At 70.2% G+C, this 6,890-nt stretch carries 5 protein-coding genes and 1 rRNA gene; 4 read left to right on the forward strand and 2 right to left on the reverse strand.

Annotation, left to right across the window (positions count from 1 at the left end):
• Positions 1-62: 62 nt before the first annotated feature.
• A 5S ribosomal RNA gene (gene rrf / locus AB0I88_RS16125) occupies positions 63-179 on the forward strand.
• A 181-nt stretch (positions 180-360) separates the two neighbouring features.
• Here the strand turns inward: rrf and AB0I88_RS16130 are convergent.
• Positions 361-1,239 (reverse strand): hypothetical protein, encoded by an 879-nt coding sequence (locus AB0I88_RS16130; RefSeq protein WP_361024001.1) that lies wholly within the window; start codon positions 1,237-1,239, stop codon positions 361-363.
• Between the two features lie 125 nt (positions 1,240-1,364).
• Between AB0I88_RS16130 and AB0I88_RS16135 the strand changes: the two genes are divergently transcribed.
• Genes AB0I88_RS16135 through AB0I88_RS16145 form a run of 3 tightly spaced genes read left to right on the forward strand, consistent with a single transcriptional unit; the run spans position 1,365 to position 5,673 of the window.
• Positions 1,365-3,992, forward strand: a complete 2,628-nt coding sequence (locus AB0I88_RS16135) for a valine--tRNA ligase (protein WP_361024004.1) — start codon at positions 1,365-1,367, stop codon at positions 3,990-3,992.
• Positions 3,989-5,320 (forward strand): folylpolyglutamate synthase/dihydrofolate synthase family protein, encoded by a 1,332-nt coding sequence (locus AB0I88_RS16140; protein WP_361024007.1) that lies wholly within the window; start codon positions 3,989-3,991, stop codon positions 5,318-5,320. The genes AB0I88_RS16135 and AB0I88_RS16140 overlap by 4 nt, the downstream gene beginning before the upstream one ends.
• Complete coding sequence (locus AB0I88_RS16145) at positions 5,317-5,673, forward strand: DUF4233 domain-containing protein (RefSeq protein WP_361024010.1); 357 nt, start codon at positions 5,317-5,319, stop codon at positions 5,671-5,673. The genes AB0I88_RS16140 and AB0I88_RS16145 overlap by 4 nt, the downstream gene beginning before the upstream one ends.
• 33 nt (positions 5,674-5,706) lie before the next feature.
• Here AB0I88_RS16145 and AB0I88_RS16150 read toward each other — a convergent pair.
• On the reverse strand, positions 5,707-6,890 hold a 1,184-nt coding region (locus AB0I88_RS16150), incomplete at its 5' end, for a VOC family protein (protein ID WP_361024013.1).

Raw genomic sequence — 6,890 nt, forward strand, 5'->3', positions numbered from 1 at the left:
CAGCAAACGAACAACCACCCCACTGTGTGTGGGTTGCTGGTTTGTTCCACGCTGACGGCTGTTTCGGTGGTCATAGCGGAGGGGAAACGCCCGGTCACATTCCGAACCCGGTAGCTAAGCCCTTCAGCGCCGATGGTACTGCACTCGGGAGGGTGTGGGAGAGTAGGACGCCGCCGGACTCAACGTGATAGAAAGGCCCACCCCACACGGGGTGGGCCTTTCTTTTTTGGTCGTGAAAGGGACGGAACTCTCAAGCCCGGCGGGCGCTGCACGGCTGGGACGGCGCAGCGCCTCGCGGCGACTCTCGGGAACGGGGGTGGTGCTTCTGGGGGCGGGGGCTTTCGTACCGGGGATGGGCTTTTAGCTTCGGGTTTGGGTTGCGGAACGGATCTGGCGCATCAGAGGGGCGGCTTCATCCTGGGTACGGTTCGGGAACATGGCCAGGGCGAGACTGCCGTGGTCGGCCCAGCCGCAGACCGTGAGATCGCCCTCCGGGGAATGGGTGACGCCGCACTTCATGGTGCCGCCGAGATCGCCGGCGTCCACCTCTCGGATTTCGGTGACGGCGCCCTGGTCGTCGCCGACCAGTTCGAAGGCCGTGTCCAGTTCGGAGCCGGGAGACCAGAGCAGGCTGGTGCCGCCGAAGAACAGGACGCTCTTCTCGTCGTTGCCGGTGTAGACGGCGCCGACCGCCTTGGTCAGGGAGATCTCGGCGGTCAGGGCGGTCTGCAGGTAGTCGGCGGTGGCGGCCGCGTCCTCGCTGTCGTCGAGGATGAGCGAGCCGATGCTGGTTGGCGTGGCGAGCGTCGTGTTGCGCTGCGAGTTGATCCGCCAGCCGAGGACGCCGACCGTGGCGGCGCCCGCGACCGTCACCGCCAGCAGGCTCGCCAGGACGATCGTCCGGGTCTTGCCGCGCGGCTTCGCCGGGCTGGGCGTGTCGTCGCTCTCCGCAGCGGTCAGCCGGAACGCGGTGTTGCCGTCCGCGCCGTCGGATGTAGCGCTCAGTTCCAGCGGGGTCTCGTGGGGCGTAGCGCTCAGCTCCAGTGGGGTCTCGTGGGGTGGGGCGTTCGGTTCCGGCGGGGTCTCGCCGGCGGCCGGGCCGGGCGGGGTGCTGAAGGGGGAACCGGGCGCGGGCGGCGGGGTCTCGCCGGCGGGCGCCTCGGGAGTGTCCGGGAGAGGCCCTGGCTGCGCCTGCCCGGGGGTGGGGGAAGAGGGCGTGTGCTGGCCGCGGTCCGACATCAGGCGAGCCTATCCTGTGGCGGTCACGGTGGTGGGCGGTGGCGGCGGCGGTCGCCCGGGCGCGACGGGTCCCCCGGAGGAGGTGCGAATTCGGGGCGCTCGGCGGGGATCCGTAGACTTGTCGGGTGACCGATGCGACCGAACCCCGTACCCCCGACAGCCGGCCCACCGGTGGCCTCTCCGCCCAGTACCAGCCGGGCGAGGTAGAGCAGCGGCGGTACGAGCGGTGGGTATCGGAGGGTTACTTCACCGCGGACCCGAAGAGTGACAAGCCGCCGTTCACGATCGTGATCCCGCCGCCGAACGTGACCGGGTCCCTGCACGTGGGGCACGCCCTCGACCATACGATTCAGGACACCCTGGTCCGGCTCAAGCGGATGCAGGGCTACGAGGTGCTGTGGCTGCCCGGCATGGACCACGCCGGCATCGCCACGCAGAACGTGGTGGAGCGGCAGCTCGCCGAGCAGCAGCTGTCCCGGCACGACCTGGGGCGGGAGAAGTTCGTCGAGCGGGTCTGGGAGTGGAAGGCCCAGTCCGGCGGCGCCATCCTCGGGCAGATGAGGCGGCTCGGCGACTCCGTCGACTGGTCCCGTGAGCGCTTCACCATGGACGAGGGCCTCTCCCGGGCCGTGCAGACGATCTTCAAGCGGCTGTACGACGACGAGCTGATCTACCGGGCCAACCGGATCATCAACTGGTGCCCGCGCTGCCTCACCGCGCTCAGCGACATCGAGGTCGAGCACACCGAGGACGAGGGTGAGCTGGTCTCCATCCGGTACGGCGAGGGCGAGAACTCGATCGTCGTCGCCACCACCCGGGCCGAGACGATGCTCGGTGACACCGCGGTGGCCGTCCACCCCGACGACGAGCGTTACAGGCACCTGGTCGGCACCGAGGTCGAGCTGCCGTTGACCGGCCGGCGCATCCCGATCGTGGCGGACGAGCACGTCGACCCGTCGTTCGGCACCGGCGCCGTCAAGGTGACCCCGGCCCACGATCCCAACGACTTCGAGATCGGGCAGCGGCACGGTCTGCCCAGTCCGGCTGTCATGAACGAGCGGGCGGTCATCACCGTACCCGGGCCGTTCGAGGGTCTTGATCGTTATGAGGCCCGTCCGGCGATCGTGGCGGCGCTGCGGGAGCAGGGCCGGATCGTCGCCGAGAAGCGGCCCTACCTGCACTCGGTGGGTCACTGTTCGCGGTGCAAGACCACGGTGGAGCCGCGGCTGTCGCTGCAGTGGTTCGTCAACACGAAGCCGCTGGCCAAGGCGGCCGGTGATGCGGTCCGTGACGGCCGGGTCAAGATCGAGCCGGTGGAGCTGTCCAAGCGTTACTTCGCCTGGGTCGACAACATGCACGACTGGTGCATCTCGCGGCAGCTGTGGTGGGGCCACCGGATCCCGGTGTGGTATGGGCCGGACGGCGAGGTCGTCTGCGTCGGGCCGGACGAGCAGCCGCCCACCGGTGAGGGCTGGAAGCAGGACGAGGACGTCCTCGACACGTGGTTCTCGTCGGGCCTGTGGCCGTTCTCCACGCTGGGCTGGCCGGAGCAGACCGCCGACCTGGAGAAGTTCTACCCGACAAGCGTGCTGGTGACCGGCTACGACATCCTCTTCTTCTGGGTCGCCCGGATGATGATGTTCGGTCTCTACGCGATGGACGGCAAGCAGCCGTTCGACGTGGTCAACCTGCACGGCATGGTGCGTGACCAGTTCGGCAAGAAGATGTCGAAGTCGTTCGGCAACGTGGTCGACCCGCTCGACTGGATCGACCGGTACGGCGCCGACGCCACCCGCTTCACTCTGGCCCGTGGCGCCAACCCCGGCTCCGACGTGCCGATCAGCGAGGAGTGGTGCCAGGGCTCCCGCAACTTCTGCAACAAGCTGTGGAACGCTACCCGGTTCGCGTTGATGAACGGCGCTCATGTGGGGGAGCTCCCGGACAAGTCGGAGCTTTCCGCTGTCGACCGTTGGGTCCTGTCCCGGCTGCAGCACGTCATCGGCGAGGTCAACGAGCTTTTCGCCGACTACGAGTACGCCAAGGTCTGTGACACGCTCTACCACTTCGCCTGGGACGACGTCTGCGACTGGTACCTCGAGCTGAGCAAGCCGGTCCTCGCCGAAGGTTCGGAGGGCAGCCGGCGGGTCCTCGGGCACGTGCTCGACCAGCTGCTGCGGCTGCTGCACCCGGTCATCCCGTTCGTCACCGAGGAGCTGTGGATCGCGCTGACCGGCGGCGAGACGGTGATGAAGGCGGCATGGCCGTCCGTCGACCAGGCGCTCATCGACGACGCCGCCGAGGAGGAGCTGGCCGCTCTGCAGAAGGTGGTCACCGAGGTCCGGCGGTTCCGTTCCGACCAGGGGCTCAAACCCAGCCAGCGGGTCACCGCGGCACTCACCGGCCTCGGTAACGTCGGCATCGACGCGCACGAGCCGCTGATCCGTTCGCTGGCCCGGCTCGACACGCCCGGCGCCGACTTCGCCGCCACCGCGACGCTCGCGGTGACCGGTGGCATCACCGTCGACCTGGACACCCGCGGCGCCATCGACGTGGCCGCCGAACGGGCCCGGCTCGAGAAGGACCGGGCGGCCGCGGAGAAGGAGGCCACCCAGTGCCGGGCCAAGCTCGGCAACGAGGCCTTCGTCGGCAAGGCCCCGGAAGCCGTGGTCGCGAAGATCAAGGACCGGCTGGCGGCCGCCGAGGCCGATCTGGTCCGGATCGCGGCCGCTCTCTCGACGCTGCCGACGGCATGAGCAACCAGGAGTACGACGAGGTCGAGGCCGCGCTGGACAAGCGCGGCTTCACCCGGATGGTCTTCGACATGCAGAAGATCCGGGATCTGATGGATGTGCTGGGCACCCCGCAGCGGGCGTACCCGGCCATCCACCTGACCGGCACCAACGGCAAGACCAGCACGGCGCGGATGATCGACGCGCTGCTGCGGGCACACGGGCTGCACACCGGCCGCTACACCAGCCCGCACCTGGAGAGCGTCCGCGAACGGATCAGCCTCGACGGGACACCGGTCTCCGAGGAGCGGCTCGTCGCCACGTACCAGGAGGTGGCACCGCTCGCCGAGCTCGTCGACGCGCGCAATCCCGAGCCGCTCACCTACTTCGACATGACGACGGCGATGGCGTACGCGGCGTTCGCCGACGCGCCCGTGGACATCGCCGTCGTGGAAGTCGGGCTCGGCGGCGAGGAGGACGCGACGAACGTCATCGAGGCGGGCGTCTGCGTGCTCACCCCGATCGGCCTCGACCACACCGAGTGGCTCGGCGACACCATCGAGGACATCGCCTGGCACAAGGTCGGCATCATCCACCACGGCGCCACCGTCATCACCGCGCTCCAGACCGAGGAGGCCCTGCGGCCCATCCTCGAACGCTGCGCCGACATGCAGGCCACCCTCGCCCGGGAGGGCAGCGAATTCGGGGTGGTCGAGCGGACCCAGGCGGTCGGCGGGCAGGTGCTCACGCTGCAGGGACTGGGCGGCGTCTACGACGAGATCTTCCTGCCGCTGTTCGGCGCCCACCAGGCGCAGAACGCCGCGGTCGCGCTCGCCGCCGTCGAAGCATTCCTCGGCGCGGGCGCTGGCAAGCAGCTCGACGTCGAACTGGTCCGGGAAGGGTTCGCCCAGGTGGACTCGCCCGGACGGCTCGAACGGGTGCGCAGCGCGCCCACCATCCTGCTCGACGGCGCGCACAACCCGCACGGGATGGCCGCCACCGTCGCCGCGCTGGAGGAGGAGTTCTCCTTCCGGCACCTCGTGGCGGTCGTGTCGGTGCTCGGCGACAAGGACGTCACCGGCCTTCTCGACCTCCTCGAACCGGTCGCCGCCCGGATCGTGGTGACGCAGAACAGTTCACCGCGAGCCATGCCCGCCGAAGAACTCGGGCAACTCGCCGCCGACATCTTCGGCGAGGACCGGGTGACGGTCGCCGCGACCATGCCCGACGCCATCGAGGAAGCCGTCGTCCTCGCCGAAGAGGACGCGTCCGGTGACACCAGCGGCATCGCCGTCCTCATCACCGGGTCGGTGGTCACCGTCGCCGACGCGCGGAAACTGCTCAAACGATGAGTTCGGAAGGACCTCGCCCCTCCGGGCTCAAGAACCCCCAGGCAGCGGTACGCGGACTCGGCGCCGGAACACTGGCACTCGAGACGGTCGTGCTGCTGCTCATGGTGGCGCCCCTGAAGATGATCGCCGGAGACCGCGGCGGCCCGGCGATCATCATGGTGCTCGTCCTCGTCGTACTGGCCGTCGTGCTCGCCGGCAGCATGAGACGGAACTGGGCGTGGGCCGGCGGCGCCGTTCTCCAGGTCCTGCTGCTGCTCGGCGGGTTCCTGCACTGGACCCTCGCCGCGGTCGGGGTCATTTTCGGGCTGACCTGGGCGTACGTGCTGCACGTGCGCCGCACGATCCTCGGCTGACACCCGGTCCCGTGGGGGACCGGGTGGCACCCGTCAGCGGATGGCCCGCCACTGGGTGATGGCGATGTTGTGGTTGTCCGGGTCGCGGAACGTCGCCGACCACAACTCCAACTTGTCGCCACGGTTCACCGGGCGCGGCGAATGGACGAACTTCACGCCCTTCTCCCGCAACTCGGCGTGCACCGCCTCGATGTCGCCGACCTCCAGGTTCAGGTAGATCTGGCGGCCCGCCTCCGACGACAGATTCGGCACCGTACGCAACACCAGGCGGGTGTCACCGGACGCCAGGACCGCGCTGCCGTCCCCGTTGTCGATCTCGTGGAAGCCGAGCACGTCACGGTAGAACTCGGTCGAGCGCTCCAACTCGGTCACCAGGATCGTGATACCGACACCGTGGATCGTGCCCGCCGGACCCGGCCGTGCGCTCGGATAGGCGGTGATCACGTCGGCGGCGTGCTCGTCCGGCTCGCTCCGGCCGGAGAAGTCACCCCACGGGCCGCCCTCCAGATGCGGCGAGACGGCCGCACGGCCCACCGCCACCCCCAGAATGCCGTCACGCAGCGCCGACGTGTCCTTGGCCGGGGGCGCGACGATGCCGTCCGCCACAGCGGGCGCCGCCTGCGCGGTCGCCTCCGGGGGCGGTTCCGGATTACCGCGCAACGGCAGATCCAGCGGGATGTCGATCTGGTCCCGGGACGGGCCGGACGTGGTCGGCGGTGGCGCGCTCGGGAACGGGCGATCCGGCGCCGGCGCGGTCGGGGGTGTCGTCACCGGCGACGGCGTCGCGGAGGTGCGCTCCGGACGCGGGTGCGGGGGGAACGCCACCGGCGTCGGATCCGGGATCTCCGCCGCGCGGGCCTCCGCCGTCGTCGGCGCGGTGTCCGGCTGCATGAAGAAGCGGGTCCGGCTGCCGAGCGGGTGGGCGTCCACATCCGGTGGGACCGGGGTGGGCTCCGGGGGTTGTGGCTCCGCCCATGGGGACTGTGGGCGGACCGGTGGGGCCGTGGTGGGCTGCGGCGCCGCCGTGGGCGCCGGGTTGGTGGGCCGTGCCCACCGGTCGTCGTGAGGCTGTGCGGTGGGGCGTTGAGCGGCCCGGGGCCCGTCGGCGTGGGGCTGTGCGGTCCGCGGGGGACGCGACCAGGGCTCACGGTCCGTCGACGGCGCTTCGGCGTGTGCTGTGCGGGTCGTGGGCGTTCCGGTCACGGTCTGCGGCGGTC

The organism is Actinoplanes sp. NPDC049802, assembly GCF_040656595.1.
Lineage (GTDB): Bacteria > Actinomycetota > Actinomycetes > Mycobacteriales > Micromonosporaceae > Actinoplanes.